This window comes from Paucibacter soli (assembly GCF_037482845.1).
Classification (GTDB): domain Bacteria; phylum Pseudomonadota; class Gammaproteobacteria; order Burkholderiales; family Burkholderiaceae_C; genus Paucibacter_B; species Paucibacter_B soli.
In genome coordinates, this window is the sequence record NZ_JBBHJW010000012.1 from 96529 (window position 1) to 118352 (window position 21824).

Below are 21824 nucleotides of genomic sequence, written 5' to 3' on the forward strand. Positions count from 1 at the left end.
CATGCTTGGGCGACTGTTGTTCCTGTGGTGGCTGCTGTGCTGCGCGCAGGCCTGCGCACAGCAGGCCCAGCTGGCCGAGCCACGTTTCGAGCCGGTCGTCGATGCGGGTGCGATTGCGGACGGTGTGGTGTCCACGCTCAGCCAGGATGGCAGCGGCTTTATCTGGGTGGGCACCAGCGTGGGCTTGCTGCGCTACGACGGTTACCAGTTCAAACGCGTCGCGATTCAGGGCGACGCCGAGCGCCTCCTCGGCACCAGCTTCGTGCGCGCCATCCTGGCGGCGCACGATGGCCGGCTTTGGGTGGGCACCGAGAGCGACGGCCTCGGCCTCTACGACCCCGCGACCGAGCGCTGGGTTTTCTACCGCAGCGATGCCGCCAACCCCGGCTCCCTGGCCCCCGGCACCGTGCGTGCGCTGGCACAGGACCGCGACGGCAGCATCTGGGTCGGCACCATAGGCGGCGGACTGGATCGCCTCGATCCCGCCCGGGCGGCGTTCCAGCATTTCAGACGCAGCAGCGGCGCCATCCCCGATGATCGCGTCCAGAGCCTGCTGCTGGACCGGCGCGGCCAGCTCTGGGTCGGCACCTGGAACGGGCTGGCGCGCTTGCGTCCGGGGGGCGCGCGTTTCGAGCCGGTGTTCTCGGATGCGGCGCAGCCGCAGCAGCTGGCGGGCAAGGTCGTCTCGATGCTGGCCGAGGCGCCCGACGGTCGCCTCTGGGTCGGCACCCAGCAGGGCGATCTGGTCATCGTCGATCCGGTCAGCGGCGCCGGCCGCTGGCTGGCGCGCGCGCCCGCGGGCCCCGCCAAGTTTGGTTCGATCCATGCGCTGACGGCAGTCAACGACGCCGAGGTCTGGGTCGCCAGCGCCGCCGGCCTGGAGCTGCGCGCGGTACAGGACGGCGCCCTGCTCAAACGGCTGCGCCACGACGATGCGCGCCCCTGGGGCCTGGCAGCCAACGATGTGCGCGCGCTGCTGCGCGACGCTGCCGGCTGGATCTGGGTGGGCAGCTATGGCGGCGGCTTGCAGCGCCACAACCCGGCGGCGAGCGGGCTCTGGGTGCGGCGCGCCGATGCCGACCCGGCGAGCGCCTTTGGCGACGCCGATGTGCGCAGCCTGCTGCAGACCCGCGAGGGCGAGATCTGGGTCGGCAGCAACGAGCGTGGCGTGGCGGTGCTGGATGAGCAGCTGCGTGTGATTGCCGCGATCCGGCCGCAGCCCGGCCTGTCCGGGCATATTCAGGACGGGCGCGTGGGCGGCCTGGCACAGGCGCCGGACGGCACGATCTGGGCGGGTGTGGATAGCACCGTCTACGAGTTCAGTCCACGCCGCGCCATGCTGGCGGTGTACAGCGTTGGCAAGGGCCTGGTGCGCTGCTTGCGTGCCGGCCGTGATGGCGCGATCTGGGTGGGCACGCAAGACGGCCTGTACCGGCTCGATCCGCGTTCACGCCGGCTCGATCGCATTACCCTGGCCGGCGGCCTGGCGCTCAACGGCAATGTCAACGCGCTGGTGGAAATGCCCGATGCCGGCCTCTGGGTGGGCATGGAAAGCGGGCTCTATCGGGTGGCGGCGGGGGCACGCGAATTGCAGCCAATCGCCGCCAGGCCCGAAGCGGGGCTGGCCAGCCGGGCGGTGCTGGGCCTGCTGCTCGACGCGCAGCAGCGGCTCTGGGTCGACAGCGCCGCGGGCCTGCACCGCATGCAGGCCTGGGACGGCCGGCTCGCCAGCTTCGAGCGCGTGGCCGAGCGCCATGGCTTTGGCGGGCGCGCCTTCGGTGCCAATCTGCTGGCCGACGCCCAGGGCCGCATCTGGACCCATCGCGCCGTCTTCGATCCGGCCGACGGCAGCTATTACGAGCTCAGCCCCGCCGATGGCGCGGATTTCGGCACCGGCTGGTTCCGCGCCTACACCCAGCTTGCCGATGGGCGGCTGCTCTTTGGCGGCAGCAAGGGCCTGCTGGTGGTAGAGCCCGGGCGCTTCAAACGCTGGGCCTATGCGCCGCCCTTGGTGGCCACCGACTTGCGCGTGGACGGCGAACGCCGCCCGCTGGCCACGCTGGCGCAAGGCCTGACCCTGGCGCCCGGCGAGCGCGGCTTCAGCCTGGAGTTTGCGGCGCTGGACTACAGCAACCCGGCGCGCAACCGCTACCGCTACCAGCTGCAGGGCCTGGACGACGGTTGGGTCGACACCGACGCCAGCTTCCGCGTCGCCAGCTATGGCAATTTGAGCCCCGGCGACTACCTGCTCAGGGTGCGCGGCAGCAATCGCGTGGGCGCCTGGAGCGCGCAGGAGCTGAGCCTGCGCGTGCATGTACGGCCCGCCTGGTGGCAGACCTGGTGGGCACGCGTGCTGGGCCTGCTGCTGCTGGGCAGCCTGGTCATGGCCCTGGTGCAATGGCGCACCGCTTTTCTGCAGCGCCAGCAGTTGGCGCTGGAGGCCAAGGTGCGCGAGCGTACCTTGGCGCTGGAGCAGCTCTCACTGGCAATGCAGGAGTCCAGCCTCACCGATCCGCTCACCGGCCTGCGCAACCGGCGTTTCCTGGCCCAGCACATCGAGGCCGATGTGGCGCTGGCGATCCGTCGCCACGAGGGCCACCAGCAGCATGGCGCGCCGCTGCCGGACGACGCCGATCTGTTGTTCTTCCTGGTCGATCTGGACCACTTCAAGCAGATCAACGACCAGCACGGCCATTCCGCCGGCGACGCAGTGCTGCAGCAGATGCGCGGCCGCCTGCAGGGGGTGTTCCGCGATGCCGACTACCTGGTGCGCTGGGGCGGCGAGGAGTTCCTGATCGTGGCGCGCGCCACCGCGCGCAGCCATGCCGCCGAACTGGCCGAGCGCGCCCGCGCCATGGTGGCCGACCACCCCTTCGTGCTGGACGACGGCAGCCTGCTGCACAAGACCTGCTCGGTGGGTTTTGCCTGCTTTCCACTCGCCCCCGAGCATGCACGCGTGCTTGACTGGTCCAGCGTGGTCGATGTGGCAGATGCGGCGCTCTATGCCGTCAAGCGCGCCGGCCGCAACGGCTGGCTGGGCGTGGTGAGCGCCAGTGCCGCGTCGGAAGATGAGCTGCGCGCCTGGCGCCAGCGTCCGCTGGCCGAATGGCTGGCCAGCGGGACGCTGCAGACGGCCGGCTCGGGTCCGCACGCGACCGGCTGATGATCAACCCTCGACGAACACCTGGGCCGTGACGGCGCGGTCGCGCCCCTGCGACTTGGCCTGGTAGAGCGCCAGGTCGGCATGGGCCAGCCATTGCGAGGCCGAGCTGCCGCGGTAGGGCACGCCGCTGACCATGCCGATCGAAAGCGTCACGCGGCCGGTGCCCAGCGGCGAGAGCTCATGCGCCAGCGCCAGACCGGCCAGCAGCTCGCGGCAGCGCGTGGCCACCGCCTGCGCGCCCTCGGCGTCGGTCTGCGCCAGCAGCAGCACGAACTCCTCGCCGCCATAACGCGCCACCAGATCGGCCGGCCGGTTCGCGCTGTTGCGCAGCACCGAGGCCACCGCCACCAGGGCCGCGTCGCCGGCCTGGTGGCCATAGTGGTCGTTGTAGAGCTTGAAATAGTCCACATCGACGAGCAGCAGCGAGAGCGGCGCGCCGGTGCGCAGGCCGCGCCGCCATTCGTCCTCCAGGCGCTGCATCAGGAGGCGGCGGTTCGCCAGCTCGGTGAGCGCGTCGGTGGTCGACAGGCGCAGCAGCTGCTCGTTGGCATGCTGGAGTTCGGTCTCGAAGCGCTTGCGCTCGGTGAGGTCGCTGATCACGCCGACGAACAGGCGTTCGGCCTCGCTGCCAACCTCCGAGACCGAGAGCTGCACCGTCAGCGGCGTGCCATCGCGATGCAGGGCATTGAATTCGCGCAGGCGCCCCATCAGCGCGCCCCCCTGGCCGCGCAGATAACGCGCCAGGTAATGGCCGTGCGCGCTGCGCTCGGGCTCATCCATCAGCATCGCAACGTCCTGGCCCAGCAGCTCGTCGAGCTCGTAGCCGAACAGGCGCAGCGCGGCCGGATTGGCGCTGCGCATGCGACCCTCGGTGTCGATGGTGATGATGGCGGCTCCCGCGGTGCTGATGATGGCCTGCAGCTGCGCCTGGCTGGTCTGCAGGGCCTGTTGGGTGCGCACCAGCTCGGTGACGTCGGCACGTATGCCTATGGTGCCGCCCGACGCCGTCTTGCGCTCGTAGATGCGCACCCAGCGATTGCCGGGCAGCTCCTGCAGCCAGGGCTCGCCCGGTTCGCGATGCATCTGCATGCGCTGGGCCAGCCAGGCTTCCTCCTGGCCCAGCGCAGGCACCACCTCGCCGGCGGCGATGATGCTGCGCAGCAGCTCCTCGTAGCGCAGTCCGGGCCGCCATTGCGGCGCGGTCCTGGGATAGAGGCGGGCGAAGGCCTGGTTGTGTATCAGCAGACGGTCGTCGGCGTCGAACATCGCGTAGGCCTCGCTGAGCGCCTCTATGCCCTCGATCAGCTCGGCGCGCTCGGCCCGGGCGCTGTGGGCGCGCGCCTCGCATTGCGCGCGTGCGCGCCTGGCGCGCCACCAGGCCAGGGTGACGCCGGCCAGCGCCATCATGAGGCCCAGCGCCAGCCACCAGGCCGGTCCGGCGCTTGCGTCTACGGGGGTGGGCGTCATGGTGGCTGCAGCGTTGGATGCTGCGCCCGATTCTGAACCCGGCTCAGCGCTTTGCCGCCCCGGGCAAGTCCGTAGTCGCCGCATTCAGCGACGCCAGCCGCTCGGGCGTGCCCACGTCCTCCCAGGCCTGGGTGTAGAGCTCGGCACTGATGCGGCGCGCCGCGATGCCCTTCTCCAGGCAGGGGCGCAGCGCGGCATGCTGGCCAACGCTCACGCCCTCGAACAGGGCGCGCCTGAACAGCCCCACGCAGGACCAGGTGTAGCGCGGCCCGCTCGCGCCGCTGGCTGCGCTGGTGGCCAGTCCCTGGGCGTCGATGCCGAAGTCGCCGTCGGGCTTGTGCGGCCGATTCGGCACCAGCCATAAATGCGCCAGCATGTCGCTGCGGGCAAAGGCCTCGGCACGCGCCGCCGAGGCGCGGAAGTCCGGCAGGTGCACATCGGCCGAGACGACCCAGAAGCCATCGTCGCCGTCGGCGCACAGCAGCGGCAGGGCCTTGGCAATGCCGCCAGCGGTCTCCAGCGCGCCGCCATGGTCGCGCGCCTCGTTGCTGTAATGCAGGCGCAGGCCCCAGCGGCCGCCGTCGCCCAGCTGGGCCGGGAACTGCTCGGCCAGCCAGGCGATGTTGATGACGATGTCGCGCACGCCAGCGGCCGCCAGGGCCTCGATATGCCAGACGATCAGCGGCTTGCCGCCGACCTGCAGCAGTGGCTTGGGTTGGTGGTCGGTGAGCGGCCGCATGCGCTCGCCGCGCCCGGCCGCGAGGATGATGGCTCGCATGGGCCGGGAGTGTAGTGAGAAGCGGCTTGCTAGAGCGCCGGCCCGAGGCCGATGGGCGCCGGCACCGCGGCCAGCACCTTCTGGAACAGGGCCTGGTATTCCTCGGCGGCGGCATGACCGGTGAGCGGGTCCTGGTTCTTTGCAAAGGCCTCGTCCAGGTCGGCCCAGTCGGCGGGGCTGAGCATCTTCACCGCCAGCGGCAGGATCTCGCGCTCCTCGATCTCCATATGCTTCAGATAGGCCGCCACATAGCGCTGTGCCATGGCCTCGAAGGCATCGCGGCGCGCCTCGCCCATCATCTCGAAGGCCAGGAGCGCATGCTCCAGCTCACGGATGGCGCGCTCGCCGCGGCCATGGTCCTCTTCGAGCTGGTCCAAGGTATCGCGAATCTCCGGCGCACGCGCGCGCAGCTTCGGGAACAGCAGCTCGCTTTCCTTGGGGTGGTGCAGGCGCTCGGGGAATTCGTCCACATAGAACAGCATCGCGCGCAGCGCGTGGAAGTCGGGCAGGCTGCCGTGGCGGCGGTGCTCGGCCAGCAGCAGCGGGATCGAGCGCAGCATCGCGGCGAGGGCGCGGTGCTCGTCGCGTATCACGGTGAGGGTCAGGGCTTGCATGGTCTTGTCTCCGTTCTATGCCGGAGGTTGAAGCCAAGCCGGCCGTGACGCATTGCTCTGGATCAAGATTGGCGGCGCCGCGGACGCAAGTAAAATGCCGGGTTTTCCAGAACTCCATCCCGCACACCATGGCCGATACCGCTGCCCGCAACACCACCCTGATGGCCAACGCCATTCGCGCATTGGCCATGGACGCCGTGCAGCAGGCCAATTCCGGCCACCCGGGCGCCCCCATGGGCATGGCCGAGATCGCGGTGGCACTGTGGAACCGTCATCTGCGCCACAACCCGGCCAACCCGCAATGGGCCGAGCGCGACCGCTTCGTGCTCTCCAACGGCCATGGCTCGATGCTGATCTATGCGCTCTTGCACCTCACCGGCTACGCGCTGCCGATCGAGGAGCTCAAGGCCTTCCGCCAGCTGCACAGCAAGACCCCGGGCCACCCCGAGGTGGGCGTCACCCCCGGCGTGGAGACCACCACCGGCCCGCTGGGCCAGGGCATCAGCAATGCCGTGGGCCTGGCCCTGGCCGAGAAGATGCTGGCCAAGGAATTCAACCGTGAGGGCCACGACATCGTCGGCCACCACACCTACGCCTTCCTGGGCGACGGCTGCCTGATGGAGGGTATCAGCCACGAGGCCTGCGCCCTGGCCGGCGCCTGGAAGCTCAACAAGCTGATCGCGATCTACGACGACAACGGCATCTCGATCGACGGCCAGGTCGCGCCCTGGTTCATCGACAACACCGCCCAGCGTTTCGAGGCCTATGGCTGGAACGTGATCGGCCCGGTGGACGGCCACGATGTGGAGTCGGTCGACACCGCCATCGCCATGGCCAAGATGAGCACGGACATGCCGACGCTGATCATCGCCAAGACCACCATTGGCAAGGGCAGCCCGAACCGCGCCGGCACCGCCAAGGCGCATGGCGAGGCCCTGGGTGGCGACGAGATCAAGCTCACCCGCGAGGCGCTGGGCTGGGCGCATGAGCCCTTCGTGATCCCCCAAGAGGTGTATGCCGACTGGGACGCCAAGGCCGCCGGCGCCGCGCTGGAAGCCGCCTGGGACGAGCGCTTCGACGCCTACGCCACGGCCTACCCCGAGCTGGCCGCCGAGTTCCAGCGCCGCATGGCCGGCGTGCTGCCCGCCAACTTCGCGCAGACCGCAGTGGACGCGGTGATCGCCGCCCATGGCAAGGCCGAGACCGTGGCCAGCCGCAAGGCCAGCCAGCTGGCGCTGGAGGCCTTCACCGCCGCCGTGCCCGAGCTGCTGGGCGGCTCGGCCGACCTGACCGGCTCCAACCTCACCAACACCAAGAGCACCCCGGCCTTCCGCCTGGAGGCCGATGGGGCCAGCAACGGCGGCCGCCACATCAACTACGGCGTGCGCGAATTCGGCATGGCCGCCATCATGAATGGCGTGGCCCTGCATGGCGGCTACATCCCCTACGGCGGCACCTTCCTGACCTTCAGCGACTACAGCCGCAATGCGATCCGCATGGCCGCGCTGATGAAGCAGCGCGTCATCCATGTGTTCACGCACGACTCCATCGGCCTGGGCGAAGACGGCCCGACCCACCAGTCGATCGAGCATGTGGCCTCGCTGCGCCTGATCCCGGGCCTGGACGTCTGGCGCCCCGCCGACACCACCGAGACCGTGGTGGCCTGGACCATGGCGATCGGCAATGCCCAGCGCCCCAGCGTGCTGGCGCTGTCGCGCCAGAACCTGCCCTATGCGCCCAAGACCGCGGTGGACGACATCGCCAAGGGCGGCTATGTGCTGGCCGAGCCCAGCGATGTGGGCATCAAGAACAAGAAGGCCAAGGCGGTCATCATCGCCACCGGCTCCGAGGTGCAGTTGGCGCTACGCGCGCAGGAAATGCTGGCGCTGGACGGCATCGGCGTGCGCGTGGTGTCGATGCCCTCGACGAATGTGTTCGACCGCCAGGACCTCGACTACAAGAAGGCCGTGCTGCCCGCCGGCCTGCCGCGCATCGCGGTGGAAATGGGCGCCACCGACGGCTGGTGGAAATATGGCTGCGCCGCCGTGGTGGGCATTGACACTTACGGCGAATCGGCGCCGGCCCCGGTGCTGTTCAAGCACTTCGGCTTCACCGCGGAAAACGTGGTGGACACCGTCAAGGTGGCGCTCGGCGTGGCCAAGCTGAAGGGCAAGAAGAAGAGCAAGTGATCTGACGGGGGTGCCAACGGCACCCCTTTTGCATAGGTTCGACGTTTTTTGTTGTTTTCTTTTCTCTCAAGGAGACTCACGTGACGATCAAGATCGGTATCAACGGCTTCGGCCGCATCGGCCGCATGGTGTTCCGCGCTGCCATCGCCAACTTCAAGGAAATCGAGGTGGTGGGCATCAACGACCTGCTGGAACCCGACTACCTGGCCTATATGCTCAAGTACGACAGCGTGCACGGCAAGTTCGACGGCGAGGTCGCGGTCGAGGGCAACACCCTGGTGGTGAACGGCAAGCAGATTCGCCTGACGCAGGAGCGCGACCCGGCCAACCTGAAGTGGAACGAGGTCGGTGCCGACATCGTGATCGAGGCCACCGGCCTGTTCCTGGACAAGGCCGGTGCCGAGAAGCACCTGGCCGCGGGCGCCAAGAAGGTGGTGATGTCGGCCCCCTCCAAGGACGACACCCCGATGTTCGTGTTCGGCGTGAACGACAAGAGCTACGCCGGCCAGGCCATCATCTCCAACGCCAGCTGCACCACCAACTGCCTGGCCCCGGTGGCCAAGGTGCTGAACGACAAGTGGGGCATCAAGCGCGGCCTGATGACCACCGTGCACGCCGCCACCGCGACGCAAAAGACCGTGGACGGCCCGAGCAACAAGGACTGGCGCGGCGGCCGCGGCATCCTGGAAAACATCATCCCCTCGAGCACCGGCGCCGCCAAGGCCGTGGGCGTGGTGATCCCCGAGCTGAACAAGAAGCTCACCGGCATGAGCTTCCGCGTGCCCACCTCCGACGTGTCGGTGGTGGACCTGACGGTGGAACTGAACAGCCCCGCCACCTATGCCGAGATCTGCGCCGAAATGAAGGCACAGAGCCAGGGCGCCCTGAAGGGCGTGCTGGGTTACACCGAAGACAAGGTGGTGGCCACCGACTTCCGCGGTGACGCACGCACCTCCATCTTCGACGCCGACGCCGGCATCGCGCTGGACGGTACCTTCGTCAAGCTGGTGTCCTGGTACGACAACGAGTGGGGCTACTCGAACAAGGTGCTCGAGATGGTGCGCGTCATCTCGAAGTAATTCGATCGCACAGCATCCGAAGGGCCCCGCTTGCGGGGCCTTTTTTCGTCTACGGGCTAACGCCATGCTGTGGCGTGCGCCGGGCGGCGATACTCCGTTCCTAGACCGGCCGCGACAGGTTGGCGATGTGGAGGGAGTGAGATGAGAACAACGTGGCGATTCACGCCGCTGGCCCTGGGCTTGCTGTGTTTGACCATGGGCACGGCCCAGGCGCAATCGGTGGTGCAGGACCCGGCGGTGGCGCAGACCCTGCAATGCCTGACGCGCAAGGCCGAGCCGCCGCGGCTGCCGCGCAACGACGAGCGGCGTGGCCACACCGGTTTTGTACGCGTGAAACTCGACTTTGATTCGCCGACGCGCCCGCCCAAGGTGGAGATCCTGGCGCGCGGTGCCACACCGGCCATGGTGGACGAGGTGGAGCGCTACCTGGACGGCTACCGTCTGCCCTGCATGGCCGAAGGTCAAGCGACGCTGAGCGTGGTGCAGGAGTTCTCTTTCAAACCGCAGTCGGGCATTCAATGGACCTACCTGCGCCATGTGCGGCGCGAGGCCACGGGTGCGCTGGAATGCCTGCGCACACCGCCCGAGCATCCGGAGTTTCCGCGCTACTGGTTCGACCGCAACGCCGGCAGCGTGGTGGTGCAGGCGCGTTTCACGGCCGCGGACCAAGCGCCCGAGCTGAGCGTCGTGTACGAGTCCGAGAGCGTAAATCGCGCCGCACGCAACATCGTGCTGGACTATGTGAGCCGCTACCGGCTTCCCTGCATGTCGGCATCGGCCGAGCCGGTGGCGATGCAGCAGCAGTTCAAGTTCGCACCGGTCGGTCGGCGCCATTCGGTGTTCAAGGACGAGCTGCCGCTGGTGGGCTTTTTGTCCGCCATGGAAGGGATAGAGAAGGAGCGGGTTCACTTCGATTTCGGCACCATGGCCTGCCCCTTCCGGGTGGCCTGGCGCCTGGGTCGGCCTGCGCTGCCGAATGCGGTGGGCGAGATCGGCGCTCCCGATCCCAACCGGCTCGAATTCCTGTCGTGGCTGGAAACCTTGACGCTCAAGCTCAGGCCCGGTCAGTTCGAGGATCTGCTGGGCAGCCAGACCGTGGTGCTGGTCCCTTGTGGCGTGCTCTCGCTCGAACCTGCCGCCACCGCCGACGCGCCGTCCTGAGCTACTTCGCTGGGCTGTCGGCCGCGCAGACTTTTGCGCTTCTTTACGGCTTTCGAAATCGACGCGACGCCTACACTGGGCGCGACCGCCATGGGTCTGGAGATACGCCGTGAAGACTGTTCGCCGAAACCTTGCCGCTGGCGCCATGCTGGCTGTCCTGAGCACCTTGCCCATGCAGGCGAGCATGGCCGCCAGTGCCGCGAGCGTGAGCGCAAGCAGCCAGGCCCGCGTGATCGTGCGTTTCAAGCCCGGCGCCCAGAGCGTGCGCGCCAAGATCCTGGCCGCCGACGCGCTGCCCAGCCAGACCATCCAGGTGGCGCAGACGCGCGGCACGGCGCTGGGCCTGCGCAGCGGCCTCGCGCTCACCCATGTGGGCCGCAGCCTGGACACGCGCACCCATGTCTATGTGGCGGCCGGCATCGATGCGGCCGCGCTGGCCAAGCGCCTGGCGGCCGATGCCGAGGTGGAACTGGTGGCGGTGGACCGGCGCCGCCGCGCCACCGCCCTGCCCAACGATCCCCTGTTTGCCGAGGGCAACGGTGCCATCGCGGCGGGCCAGTGGTATCTGCGCGCCCCGGACAGCACGGTGATCTCCAGCATCAATGCGGTGAAGGCCTGGAACAGCAATACCGGCAGCGCCGTGGTGGCGGTGCTGGACACCGGCGTGCGCTACGAACACCCCGATCTGGCGTCCAAGCTGCTGCCCGGCTATGACCTGATCAGCGAGCCCCTGGTTGCCAACGACGGCGGTATGCGCGACAGCGATGCCAGCGACCCCGGCGATGGCGTCTCCCAGGCCGATGTGGACGGCCCGCTGAAGGACATCTGCAGCAGCAGCGATGTGAGCAGCAGCTCCTGGCATGGCACGCGGGTGTCCGGCCTGATCGGCGCGGCCAGCGACAACGGCATCGGCATCGCCGGTGTCAGCTGGGGCAGCAAGATCCTGCCGGTGCGGGTGCTGGGCCGCTGCGGTGGCTACGACTCCGACATCATGGCCGGCATGCGTTGGGCCGCCGGCGTCTCCGTGCCCGGCCTGCCGGTCAACAGCCATGTGGCACGCGTGTTGAACATGAGCCTGGGCAGCGATGGCTCCTGCGCCGCCAGCGACCCCACCGGCCAGCTCTATCGCGAGACCATCGCCGAGGTGGGCGCCAAGGGGGCGCTGGTGATCGCCGCCGCCGGCAACAACGCCGGCCAGGCGGTGGGCATCCCGGCCAACTGCCCCGGCGTGCTGGCGGTGGGGGCGCTGCGCCATGTCGGCACCAAGGTCGGCTTCTCGGCCATGGGGCCCGAGGTGGGTTTGAGCGCGCCAGGCGGCAACTGCGTCAACGAGACCGGCGCCTGCCTCTACTCGCTCGTCACCACCAGCAACTCGGGCACGCAGGGGCCGCTGGCCAGCAGCTACACGGACAGCAATGCCAATGTGGGCACGAGCTTCTCGGCGCCGCTGGTATCGGGCACGGCGGCCCTGCTCTTGTCGACACGGCCCAGCCTCAGCGTGGCCGAACTGGTGAATGTGCTCAAGAGCACCAGCCGGCCCTTCCCGGCCAGGCCCAGCAGCGCGACCGTGCCTCAATGTGCGGCACCCACCAGCACCGAACAGCTCGAGTGCTACTGCAGCACCGCCACCTGCGGTGCTGGCATGCTGGACGCCGGCGCCGCCGTCGAGGCCGTGGCGGCCGCCAACAACGCCTCGGTGCAGATCAGCGCCGGCGCCGCCGCCGTGGCCGGCCAGACGCTCACGCTCAGCGCCAGCGCGCTGGGCCTGGCCAGCGGGCGCACGGTGGCGAGCTCGGTGTGGAGCATCGTCGACGGCGGCGGCATCGTCAGCGGTTTTGCCAGCCAGAGCGGCATGAGCGCCAGCGTCACGCCCAGCGCGGCCGGCAGCTTCAGCGTCAAGCTGACGCTCACCGACGACCTGGGTTTTGTCTACGCCGGCACGCTCGGCGTCACGGTGGCGCCAGCACCGGTGGTGTCCAGCGGCGGTGGCGGCGCCATGCAGGGTGCCTGGCTATTGGCCTTGCTGGCCTGCGTGCCGCTGCTGCGGCGGGCGCGTCGCTAAGGGTCAGCGCGAGGCAGCACTCGCGGGCGCCTGCGCAGCGGCAGCGCTGGCTGCAGCCGCAGCCGCGGCCGCGGCCACCTCGGGGGCGCAGGATCTGAGGTTGCCGCCGTTCTTGAGCGCGGCCAGCCGCGCCTGCAGGCCGCCGTCGGCCTGGGCAAAGCGCAGCAGGTGCAGGGTCTTGGGGGCTTGCAGGGGCAGCACGCGCAGACCCTTGAGCGCGCGTTGCGCGAGCGCTTCCACCTGGTCGGCGGCGGCCTTTTCGCTGGCATGGCGCGAGAGCACCATGCTGGGCATCTCGTCGGCCGGGCCGCTGAGGTACTCGTAGCTTATCTTCAGGCGCTTGTAGGTCTCTTCCTTGCGCGCCTGGAATTCCTTGTTGGGGAATTTGATGGTGGCCACGGCCCAGACGCCCGCCACCTCGCTGGCGATGTCCTGCCACTCGGCGGGGGCCACGCCGGCCTTGTCGAGCTGGGCCTGCAGGCCGCGCAGGGCCTCGCTGCCCTCCACCGGACCCAGCTCCAGGCAGGCACGCGCCTGCTGCAACAAGGCCTTGGCGTTTTGCGGCGAAACCAGGCTGAGGCGCTCTGGGTGTTGCTGCTGCTGCAGGCGCTCGGGCTCGCGATCGCCCTGGGCGCGCAGGCCCGTGACGCCATCCAGCCAACCCTGGGTCCAGGCGTAGAAGGCCAGATTGGCGGCAAGCAGCAGGACCAGCAGGGCTCTGAGCATCGTCGTTGTCAATCAGTCGCCCAAGCGCACGCTGACCTCGCCACCACCCACCGGCTGCAGGCCCTCGGCCGTCTGCACCAGCAGCTCGCCCTTGGCATTCACGCCCTGGGCCACGCCCTCCAGGCTGCCGGCCACCACCGCGCGGCCGCGCAAGAGGTCGCGGCGGGCGTACTCGGCCTGCCAGGGCGCGAAACCGGCCTCGGCAAAGCGCTGCAGCGCCAGCACCAGGGGGCGCGCCACGCGCGCCAGCACGGCCGGGGCATCCAGGCCGGCTTCGAATTCGTCCAGGCTGGCAAAACCGGCGCTGAACTGGCCGGCCTGCGGGGTCAGGTCTTGCTGGGTGACGTTGAGGCCGATACCGATGATGGCCATGCGCTGGCTGCCGGCCGGCACGGTCTCGATCAGGATCCCGCCGAGCTTGCGCCCGTCCAGCCAGATGTCGTTGGGCCACTTGAGCTGCAGGCGCGGTATGGCGCCGGCCGGCTGCGGCTCCAGGCCCTGGGCGATGGCGCAACCCACCACCAGCGAGAGGCCCGACCAGTCCGCCAGGTCCATGGGCACGGCCAGCGAGAAGGTCAGCGAGGCGCCAGGCTGGGCATGCCAGCTGCGGCCCATGCGGCCGCGGCCATGGGTCTGGTGTTCGGCCACCAGCAGGCAGGGGTGCATGTCGTGGGCACGCCGGCCATAGCCAGCGGGCTCGCCGGGATGGCGACCCTCGCTGCGCACGCGCTCCAGCAGGGCGGTATTGGTGGAGTCCACCCGCGCCAGCACCTCGATGGACAGGCCCGGCAGCAGCGGTTCCAGGTCTTGCCAGAGGGCTTCAACCCCCCAATGCGGGTGCGTAAGCGCGGAGTTGGGCACGCGTGCGGTCCTCGTTTGTTTGTCTGTCTATCTATCTAGCGTTTGGGCGCCAGCATGGTGCCACGGCAATCGACCGAGCCGCAACGGCAGGCGTATTCTTTTTTCAGCTTGGGGGTGTAGCGCTCGTCTATCACCAGGCCGTAGTCGTAGAACAGCTCCTCGCCGGGGCAGAGGTCGCGCAGCGCCTTGATGAAGACGCGGCCGTTGATCTCATCCGCCTCGCAATTGGGTTCGCAGCTGTGGTTGATCCAGCGCGAGCTGTTGCCACCGTAGAGGGCGTCGATCACCTCGCCGGTATCGAGCTGGAAATAAAAGGTATGGTTCGGGTCGCTAGGGTCATGGGGGTGGCGGTCCATCGCCTCGTCCCAGCTGATGCGTTCGCCGGTGTATTCGATCAGGGTCTCGCCGGCCTCGATATGCGCCAGCGCGTAGACGCCGCGGCCATGCACGCCCGAACGCCGCACCTGGATGCGTCGACCCGCCGTCTTGATGACGTGGGCAGCGTGGCGCGCGGCAGGTTTGGGCTTGGCTTGCGGCATGGCTCGAGTTGGTTACATTGAAATCATGGGTGCGCGCGTGTGCGTGTGCGCGCGAGGCCGCATTGTAGGCATGGCTTCGAGCACCCCGTAGCAAGCCGCAGTTTGGCGAACAGAACGAACGACAACGAAGGAACCATGAGCAAGTCACTGATCATTGCCGAGAAGCCCAGCGTGGCCCAGGACATCGTGCGAGCGCTCACGCCCGCTTCGGGCAAGTTCGAGAAGCACGACGAGTATTTCGAGAACGACGCCTACGTGGTCAGTTCGGCCGTCGGCCACCTGGTCGAGATCAAGGCGCCGGAGGAGTTCGACGTCAAGCGCGGCAAGTGGAGCTTCAACAATCTGCCGGTGATCCCGCCGCACTTCGACCTGAACCCGATCGACAAGAGCAAGGGCCGCCTCAACGCGCTGGTGAAGCTGATCCGCCGCAAGGACGTCACGAGCCTGATCAACGCCTGCGACGCGGGCCGCGAGGGTGAGCTGATCTTCCGCCTGATCGTGCAATACGCGGGCACCGCCAAGGCCGCCATCACCAAGCCGGTGTCGCGGCTGTGGCTGCAGTCGATGACGCCGCAGGCGATCCGCGACGGCTTCGAGAAGCTGCGCAGCGACGCGCAGATGCTGCCGCTGGCCGATGCGGCGCGCTGCCGCTCCGAGGCCGACTGGCTGGTGGGCATCAACGGCACGCGTGCGATGACGGCCTTCAATTCGCGCGACGGCGGCTTCTTCCTCACCACCGTGGGCCGGGTGCAGACGCCCACGCTCTCGATCGTGGTGGAGCGCGAGGAAAAGATCCGCAAGCACATCTACCGCGATTACTGGGAGGTGCGCGGCACGTTCGACGCGCAGGCCGGCCAGTACGAGGGCAAATGGTTCGACCCGAAGTGGAAGAAGAATCCCGAGGATGCCGAACAGCGCGCCGATCGCGTCTGGACGAAGGCCGAGGCGGATGCGATTGCCGCCGCCGCCAAAGGCCAGCCCGCCAGTGTCAGCGAGGAAAGCAAGCCCAGCACCCAGGCCAGCCCGGGCCTGTATGACCTGACCACGCTGCAGCGCGAGGCCAACTCGCGCTTCGGCTTCTCGGCCAAGACCACGCTGGGCCTGGCCCAGGCCCTGTACGAAAAGCACAAGGTCTTGACCTACCCGCGTACCGACTCGCGTTACCTGCCCGAGGACTATCTGGCGGTGGCCAAGCAGACCGCCGAGATGATCGCCTCGGAGGACCTGCCCGGCCCGCTGATGGCGCTGGCCCAGCATGCCAGCACGGCGCTGAAGAACGGCTATATCAAGCCGACCAAGAAGGTGTTCGACAACGCCAAGGTCTCGGATCACTTCGCCATCATCCCCACGCTGCAGGCGCCCAAGAGCCTCACCGAGGCCGAGGCCAAGCTCTACGACATGGTGGTCAAGCGCTTCCTGGCGGTGTTCTTCCCGGCCGCCGAGTTCCAGGTCACCACGCGCATCTCGACGGTGAAGAACGCCGGCAAGGAGTATTGCTTCCAGACCAATGGCAAGGTGCTGGTCAAGCCGGGCTGGCTGGCCATCTACGGCAAGGAAAGCCAGAGCGACGATGCCGCCGATGGCACGGGCGCCAACCTGGTGCCGGTGGCTGCCGGCGAGATGGTGCGCACCGAGGGCACGGACGTGAAGGCCCTGCAGACCAAGCCGCCGGCGCGCTACACCGAAGCCACCCTGCTCTCGGCCATGGAAGGTGCGGGCAAGCTGGTGGACGACGACGAGCTGCGCGAGGCCATGGCCGAGAAGGGCCTGGGTACGCCTGCCACGCGCGCCGCCACCATCGAAGGCCTGATCACCGAGAAATACATGCTGCGCGAGGGTCGCGAGCTGATCCCCACGGCCAAGGCTTTCCAGCTCATGACACTGCTGCGCGGCCTGGGCGTGGAAGATCTCACCAAGCCCGAGCTCACCGGCAACTGGGAGTTCCAGCTCGCCGAGATGGAGAAGGGGCGCCTGAACCGCGATGCCTTCATGGCCGAGATCGCCGCCATGACCCAGCGCGTGGTGCAAAAGGCCAAGGAATACGACCGCGACACCATCCCGGGCGACTACGCGACCCTGAAGACGCCCTGCCCCAAATGCGGCGGCGTGGTGAAGGAGAACTACCGCCGCTTCAGCTGCGTGGGCAAGAACGGCAACGGCGATGAGGGCTGCGGCTTCTCCATCGGCAAGATCCCCGGCGGCCGCAGCTTCGAGCTGGCCGAGGTGGAGCAGTTCCTCGCGCACAAGAAGATCGGCCCGCTGGAAGGCTTCCGCTCCAAGGCGGGCTGGCCCTTCACCGCCGAGCTGGCCCTGGTCTATGACGAGGAGCTGGCCAACTGGAAGCTCGAGTTCGACTTTGGCGAGGACGCCAAAAAGGCCGAGGAAGAGGGCGAGCCGGTGGACTTCAGCGCCCAGGAATCGCTGGGCCATTGCCCCAAGTGCGGCGGCCATGTCTACGAGCATGGCTCGAACTACATCTGCCAGCACGCGGTCGGCGCCAAGGCCGCCTGCGATTTCAAGAGCGGCAAGATCATCCTGCAGCAGCCGGTCGAGCTGGGCCAGATGAGAAAGCTCTTGGAAACCGGCAAGACCGATCTGCTGGAGAACTTCGTCTCCAACAAGACGCGCCGCAAGTTCAAGGCCTTCCTCGCCTTCGACAAGAAGGAGGGCAAGGTGATGTTCGAGTTCGAACCGCGTGCCGCCAAGGCGCCTGGCAAGGCACCGGCCAGGAAGGCGGCGGCCAAGAAGGCCTAGCCAGATCGGCCACGCGATTCATGCAGAGGCTGAAATAGTGAATGGCGCTGCGGCGCCGTTCTCTTGGGCGACTGTGCCCCTTACGCTGGGCGCCTTGTCAACCCGGTCCCGCCATGCATCCACCACGCCAACTCCTGCCGCTGCCCCCGGCCTCGCTTTCACACCGCACCGCGCTGGCAGCACATGCCGCAGGCCTGATGGTGCAGCCATGACGGGCGCGGATCCCTTCCACGCCGGCGAGCAGGCCCTGCAGGCGCGGCTCGGCGTGCGCGAACGCATGGCGCAGGTCGGCGCCAAGGTGGTGCGCAGCTATATGCCCGAGCAGCACCGCGAGCTGTTTGGCAAGCTGCCCACGCTCTTGCTGGCGGCGCTGGATTCCGCGGGCCAGCCCTGGGCCAGCATGGTGGCGGGAGCGCCAGGCTTTGTGAGCAGCCCGCATGAGCGCGAGCTGGCGCTGGCGCTGGGGGCCGCGCCGGACGATCCGGTGCTGGCGCTGCTGGCCCCCGGTGCGCCGGTGGGCGTGTTGGGCCTGGAGCCGCACACGCGCCGGCGCAATCGCATGAACGGCCGCGTGCTGGCGCATGCCGAGGGCCGGCTGCGCATCGAGGTGCTGCAGAGCTTCGGCAACTGCCCCAAATACATCCAGGCACGGCAGCCGCTGCCGCGCCCACCCGGCCCGGCGCCGGCCAGCCAGACGCTCGGCCCGGGCCTGGACGATGCGGCGCTGGCCTTGATCGCCCGCAGCGACACCGCCTTCATCGCAAGCGCCTCGGCGCGCGCGCGCAGCCCGGATGGCAGCGAGGGTCTGGATGTCTCGCACCGCGGCGGGCCGCCGGGATTTCTGCGCCAGCGCTGGCAGCATGGACAGCTCTGGCTCGACCTGGCCGACTACCCGGGCAATCTGTTCTTCAACACCCTGGGCAATCTCTCGGTGCATCCGCAGGCCGGACTGCTGCTGCTGGACTACCGCGACGGCGGCCTGCTGCACCTGCGCGTGCGCGCCGAGATCGACGGGCAGGATCTGCGCCTGGCGGTGCAAGGCGGGCTGTGGCGCCCCGCCGTGTTGCCCTGGCGCTGGAGCGAGGCCGAGCCGGCGCCGCAATTCCGACCCTGAGCGCGCTTTTTGGGCGACACTGCGGGCCAAGCTGCCGCGGCGGCAGCGTATGGGAGAGGGGCTTGCGCCTGTCGCACAGAGTGCTGAGCATCCAGACGCGCTTGATTGCCGGCATCGGCCTGGCCGCCACCGCCCTGGTGATGCTGGTGGGTTGGTATTGGACCGCGCGTGAGGAGCGCGAGCTCAACGCTGCGCTGGAGCTGCGCGAGGCGCGCATGGCCCAGTTGCTGGCGCGTGGCTTTGCCGGGCCGGTATGGAACCTCGACAACGCCGCCATCGCCAATCTGCTCGATGCGGTGATGGCCGATCCCGAGGTGCATGCCATCACGCTGAGCGCCATGGGGGTCGAGGGCCTGGTGCTGTCGCGCTCGCGCAAGGAGGCGGCCGTGCAGCCGCTGGCGCATCGCTTCGAGGTGATCTACCAGGCCCGTGCCGGCAGCGCCTCCAGCGTGGTCGGTCATGTGGACCTGGTCTACACGCGCGCCCTGGTGCGCGCGAGCGTGGCCAGCACAAGGCGCTTCGTCGCCAGCCTGCTGGCCGCCGTGCTGCTGGCGGTGGTGGGGGCCAGCTATGTGCTGGTGAACCGGCTGGTGAAGCGGCCGGTGTCGCGCCTGGGCGATCTGGCCAGCCGCGTCGCCGAGGGCGAGCTGGGCGCCCAGCTGCCGGTGGAGCGGGCCGACGAGGTCGGCGTGCTGACGGCGCAGCTGAACGCCATGAGCCTGCAACTGCAGCAAAGCTCGCTGGGCCTGCGCGCCAGCGAGGAGCGCTACCGCAGCCTGTTCGAGAACGCCAGCGAGGGCATCTTCCAGGCCGATTCGCATGGGCGGCTGCTGGGCCTGAACCGCGCCCTCGCCTCCATGCTGGGCTATGCGCGGCCCGAGCAGGCCAGGTTGCAGGGCGCCAGCCTGCGCCGCCTGGCGCGTGTGCAGCCGGACGAATACCGCCGCATCGCGCGCGCCCTGCTGCGCCACCGCCTGCTTCAGCAAGTGCCCATGCTGGTGGCCACGCGCGACGGCCGCGAGCTCTGGATCGAGTTGAGCGTGCACCTCGTCGCCGACGCACAGGGCCGCCAGCGCATCGAGGGCATGGTCAGCGACATCTCGCAGCGCCGCCTGGCCGAGCAGGAGCTGACGCGCCACCGCGACCATCTGGAGGATCTGGTGGCCGAGCGCACCCAGGAGCTGAGCCAGGCCAAGCAGCGCGCCGAGAGCGCCAACCAGAGCAAGAGCCGCTTCCTGGCCACCATGAGCCATGAGTTCCGCACCCCGCTCAACGCCATCCTGGGCTTTGCCCAGCTGCTGCAGATGGACGCCAGCCTGCAGCCGGCGCAGCAGGGCAAGATCAAACTGATACGCGATTCGGGCGAGCATCTGCTGAGCCTGATCACCGACCTGCTGGACATGGCCAGCATCGAGGCCGGCAAGGTCAGCCTGCAGACCGCCACCCTGGACCTGCTGGCGCTGGTGGAGATGGTCTGCGATGCGGTGCGCCTGCGCAGCCATGAGAAGGGTCTGGAGTTCCGCCTTGAGCTGCACCCCGGCGTGCCAACGCGGGTGCGTGCCGATGGCCAGCGCCTGCGCCAGGTCCTGCTCAACCTGCTCTCGAACGCGGTCAAGTTCACCGACCATGGCCATGTCAGCCTGCGCCTGGACCTGCTCGCCTTCCAGGGCGGCATGGCACGGGTGCGCTTCGAGGTCAGCGATACCGGCATCGGCATCCCGGCCGAGCAACTGGCGCGCCTGTTCCAGCCCTTCGAGCAAGTCTCGGAGGCGACGCGGCGCCAGGGCGGCACCGGCCTGGGCCTGTCGATCAGCCAGGAGCTGGTGCGGCTGATGGGCGGCGAGATCGAGGTGCGCACCGAACTCGGCCGCGGCAGCAGCTTCCAGTTCGTGCTGGAGCTACCGGTGCAGGCGATGGCGGCGCTGCCCTGAGCGTCTGGGCCTGGCCGCTCACCGCGTGATGGGCGGGCTTGGGCGAGAATGCTCGCCATGAACGCAGCAGCCATTCCCAACGATCTCGCGCCCTATATGCGCCAGCTGGGCGAGCGCGCCCGCGCCGCCGCCACCCTGATGGCCGCGGCCTCCACGGCCGCCAAGAACCAGGCCCTGCTGGCGCTGGCGCGCCGCCTGCGCGAGGCCGGTCCGGCCCTGCAGGCCGCCAACGAGCGCGATCTGCAGCAGGCCGCCGGCGGCCTGGATGCGCCAATGCTGGATCGCCTCAAGCTGACGCCCAAGGTGCTGGCCACGGTGGCCGACGGCTGCGAGCAGATCGCCGCCATGCCCGATCCGATCGGCGAGATCAGCGGCGTGAAGCGCCGCCCCAGCGGCATCAGCGTGGGCCAGATGCGCGTGCCCCTGGGCGTGTTCGGCATGATTTACGAGAGCCGGCCCAATGTCACCATCGAGGCCGCCTCGCTGGCGATCAAGAGCGGCAATGCCTGCATCCTGCGCGGGGGTTCGGAGGCCCTGCATTCCAATCTGGCGCTGGCCGCCCTGGTGGCGGCGGCGCTGCAGGAGGCCGGCCTGCCGGCCGACGGCGTGCAGCTCGTCAACACCAGCGACCGCGCCGCGGTGGGGCTCCTGATCGCCATGCCCGAGTATGTGGACGTGATCATCCCGCGCGGCGGCAAGGGCCTGATCGAGCGCATCAGCCGCGAGGCGCGCGTGCCGGTGATCAAGCATCTGGACGGCAATTGCCACAGCTATGTGGATGCCGAGGTCGACCTGGAACTGGCGCTCAAGGTGGTGGACAACGCCAAGACGCAGAAATACAGCCCCTGCAATGCCACCGAATCGCTGCTGGTGCACAGCAGGCAGGCGGGCGCCTTCCTGCCGCGCATCGCGGCGATCTTCGCGGCCAAGGGCGTGGAGATGCGCGGCTGCCTGCGCACGCTCGCGCTGCTGCCCGCGGCCGTGCCGGCCAGCGAGGCCGACTGGAGCGAGGAATACCTGGCGCCCATCATCAGTGTCAAGGTGGTGGACAGCCTGGACGAGGCGATTGCCCATATCAACCGCTACGGCTCGCACCATACCGATGCGATCCTCACCAGCAACCACCCGAACGCGATGCGCTTTCTGCGCGAGGTCGATTCGGCCAGCGTGATGGTGAACGCCAGCACGCGCTTTGCCGATGGCTTCGAGTACGGCCTGGGCGCCGAGATCGGCATCTCCACCGACAAGTTCCACGCCCGCGGCCCGGTGGGCCTGGAGGGCCTGACCTCGATGAAGTGGCTGGTGCTGGGACAGGGCGAGGTGCGCGAATGAGACCATTGGCATATCGCAGTGCGTGGCGGGCCGAGCGCCGGGCCGCTCCCAAGC

The 21824-nt window shown here is 68.9% G+C and carries 15 protein-coding genes; 9 read left to right on the plus strand and 6 right to left on the minus strand.

Translation table 11 applies throughout. The annotated features are described in order from the left end of the window. Position 1 precedes the first annotated feature (1 nt). Positions 2 to 3163: a ligand-binding sensor domain-containing protein gene (locus WG898_RS22320; RefSeq protein WP_339604990.1), complete on the plus strand. Its 3162-nt coding sequence runs from the start codon at positions 2 to 4 to the stop codon at positions 3161 to 3163. A 3-nt stretch (positions 3164 to 3166) separates the two neighbouring features. Here WG898_RS22320 and WG898_RS22325 read toward each other — a convergent pair whose 3' ends face one another. From WG898_RS22325 to WG898_RS22335, 3 genes are read right to left on the minus strand one after another with little or no spacing between them, the layout of a single operon-like run. Then, complete coding sequence (locus WG898_RS22325) at positions 3167 to 4630, minus strand: GGDEF domain-containing protein (RefSeq protein ID WP_339604991.1); 1464 nt, start codon at positions 4628 to 4630, stop codon at positions 3167 to 3169. 43 nt (positions 4631 to 4673) lie between these two features. Further along, positions 4674 to 5408 (minus strand): N-acetylmuramate alpha-1-phosphate uridylyltransferase MurU, encoded by a 735-nt coding sequence (gene murU / locus WG898_RS22330; RefSeq protein WP_339604992.1) that lies wholly within the window; start codon positions 5406 to 5408, stop codon positions 4674 to 4676. Between the two features lie 29 nt (positions 5409 to 5437). Then, positions 5438 to 6022, minus strand: coding sequence for a hemerythrin domain-containing protein (locus WG898_RS22335; RefSeq protein WP_339604993.1), 585 nt, complete (start codon positions 6020 to 6022; stop codon positions 5438 to 5440). Between the two features lie 128 nt (positions 6023 to 6150). Here WG898_RS22335 and tkt point away from each other — a divergent pair, with 128 nt between their 5' ends. The 4 genes from tkt to WG898_RS22355 all read left to right on the plus strand — a co-directional run bounded on the left by tkt (position 6151) and on the right by WG898_RS22355 (position 12513). Next, a complete protein-coding gene (gene tkt / locus WG898_RS22340) occupies positions 6151 to 8211 on the plus strand; it encodes a transketolase (RefSeq protein ID WP_339604994.1) in 2061 nt (686 codons plus the stop codon). An 80-nt stretch (positions 8212 to 8291) separates the two neighbouring features. Beyond that, the gene (gene gap / locus WG898_RS22345) at positions 8292 to 9290 is read left to right on the plus strand and encodes a type I glyceraldehyde-3-phosphate dehydrogenase (protein ID WP_339604995.1); all 999 of its coding nucleotides are present in this window, start codon (positions 8292 to 8294) and stop codon (positions 9288 to 9290) included. Positions 9291 to 9431: 141 nt separating this feature from the next. Next, the gene (locus WG898_RS22350; protein WP_339604996.1) at positions 9432 to 10451 is read left to right on the plus strand and encodes a hypothetical protein; all 1020 of its coding nucleotides are present in this window, start codon (positions 9432 to 9434) and stop codon (positions 10449 to 10451) included. Between the two features lie 145 nt (positions 10452 to 10596). Beyond that, a complete protein-coding gene (locus WG898_RS22355; protein WP_339604997.1) occupies positions 10597 to 12513 on the plus strand; it encodes a S8 family serine peptidase in 1917 nt (638 codons plus the stop codon). 3 nt (positions 12514 to 12516) lie between these two features. On the opposite strand, the gene WG898_RS22360 is transcribed toward WG898_RS22355, so the two are convergent. The 3 genes from WG898_RS22360 to WG898_RS22370 are packed head-to-tail and all read right to left on the minus strand — an operon-like array spanning position 12517 to position 14639. Continuing rightward, positions 12517 to 13239 (minus strand): hypothetical protein, encoded by a 723-nt coding sequence (locus WG898_RS22360; protein WP_339604998.1) that lies wholly within the window; start codon positions 13237 to 13239, stop codon positions 12517 to 12519. A gap of 12 nt (positions 13240 to 13251) precedes the next feature. Next, entirely contained in the window at positions 13252 to 14100 is an 849-nt protein-coding gene (locus WG898_RS22365; RefSeq protein ID WP_339604999.1) for a biotin--[acetyl-CoA-carboxylase] ligase, read from the minus strand. Between the two features lie 35 nt (positions 14101 to 14135). Continuing rightward, positions 14136 to 14639 carry an SET domain-containing protein gene (locus WG898_RS22370; RefSeq protein WP_339605000.1) on the minus strand — a complete coding sequence of 168 codons (504 nt, stop codon included), beginning with the start codon at positions 14637 to 14639 and terminating at the stop codon, positions 14136 to 14138. A gap of 135 nt (positions 14640 to 14774) precedes the next feature. Between WG898_RS22370 and WG898_RS22375 the strand changes: the two genes are divergently transcribed. From WG898_RS22375 to WG898_RS22390, 4 genes are all read left to right on the plus strand, one after another. After that, positions 14775 to 17393 (plus strand): DNA topoisomerase III, encoded by a 2619-nt coding sequence (locus WG898_RS22375; RefSeq protein WP_339605001.1) that lies wholly within the window; start codon positions 14775 to 14777, stop codon positions 17391 to 17393. 208 nt (positions 17394 to 17601) lie between these two features. Continuing rightward, positions 17602 to 18507, plus strand: coding sequence for a pyridoxamine 5'-phosphate oxidase family protein (locus tag WG898_RS22380; protein ID WP_339605002.1), 906 nt, complete (start codon positions 17602 to 17604; stop codon positions 18505 to 18507). 62 nt (positions 18508 to 18569) lie between these two features. Further along, on the plus strand, positions 18570 to 20438 hold the full coding sequence (locus WG898_RS22385; protein ID WP_339605003.1) for an ATP-binding protein: 1869 nt from the start codon (positions 18570 to 18572) through the stop codon (positions 20436 to 20438). Positions 20439 to 20495: 57 nt separating this feature from the next. Then, complete coding sequence (locus tag WG898_RS22390; RefSeq protein WP_339605004.1) at positions 20496 to 21770, plus strand: glutamate-5-semialdehyde dehydrogenase; 1275 nt, start codon at positions 20496 to 20498, stop codon at positions 21768 to 21770. Positions 21771 to 21824 lie beyond the last annotated feature (54 nt).

Bases quoted from the DNA above. Each gene is read 5' to 3' on its own strand.
- WG898_RS22320 (WP_339604990.1), top strand. From the start codon at position 2: ATGCTTGGGCGACTGTTGTTCCTGTGGTGGCTGCTGTGCTGCGCGCAG.
- WG898_RS22325 (WP_339604991.1), bottom strand. From the start codon at position 4,630: ATGACGCCCACCCCCGTAGACGCAAGCGCCGGACCGGCCTGGTGGCTG.
- murU (WP_339604992.1), bottom strand. From the start codon at position 5,408: ATGCGAGCCATCATCCTCGCGGCCGGGCGCGGCGAGCGCATGCGGCCG.
- WG898_RS22335 (WP_339604993.1), bottom strand. From the start codon at position 6,022: ATGCAAGCCCTGACCCTCACCGTGATACGCGACGAGCACCGCGCCCTC.
- tkt (WP_339604994.1), top strand. From the start codon at position 6,151: ATGGCCGATACCGCTGCCCGCAACACCACCCTGATGGCCAACGCCATT.
- WG898_RS22350 (WP_339604996.1), top strand. From the start codon at position 9,432: ATGAGAACAACGTGGCGATTCACGCCGCTGGCCCTGGGCTTGCTGTGT.
- WG898_RS22355 (WP_339604997.1), top strand. From the start codon at position 10,597: ATGCTGGCTGTCCTGAGCACCTTGCCCATGCAGGCGAGCATGGCCGCC.
- WG898_RS22360 (WP_339604998.1), bottom strand. From the start codon at position 13,239: ATGCTCAGAGCCCTGCTGGTCCTGCTGCTTGCCGCCAATCTGGCCTTC.
- WG898_RS22370 (WP_339605000.1), bottom strand. From the start codon at position 14,639: ATGCCGCAAGCCAAGCCCAAACCTGCCGCGCGCCACGCTGCCCACGTC.
- WG898_RS22375 (WP_339605001.1), top strand. From the start codon at position 14,775: ATGAGCAAGTCACTGATCATTGCCGAGAAGCCCAGCGTGGCCCAGGAC.
- WG898_RS22380 (WP_339605002.1), top strand. From the start codon at position 17,602: ATGACGGGCGCGGATCCCTTCCACGCCGGCGAGCAGGCCCTGCAGGCG.
- WG898_RS22390 (WP_339605004.1), top strand. From the start codon at position 20,496: ATGAACGCAGCAGCCATTCCCAACGATCTCGCGCCCTATATGCGCCAG.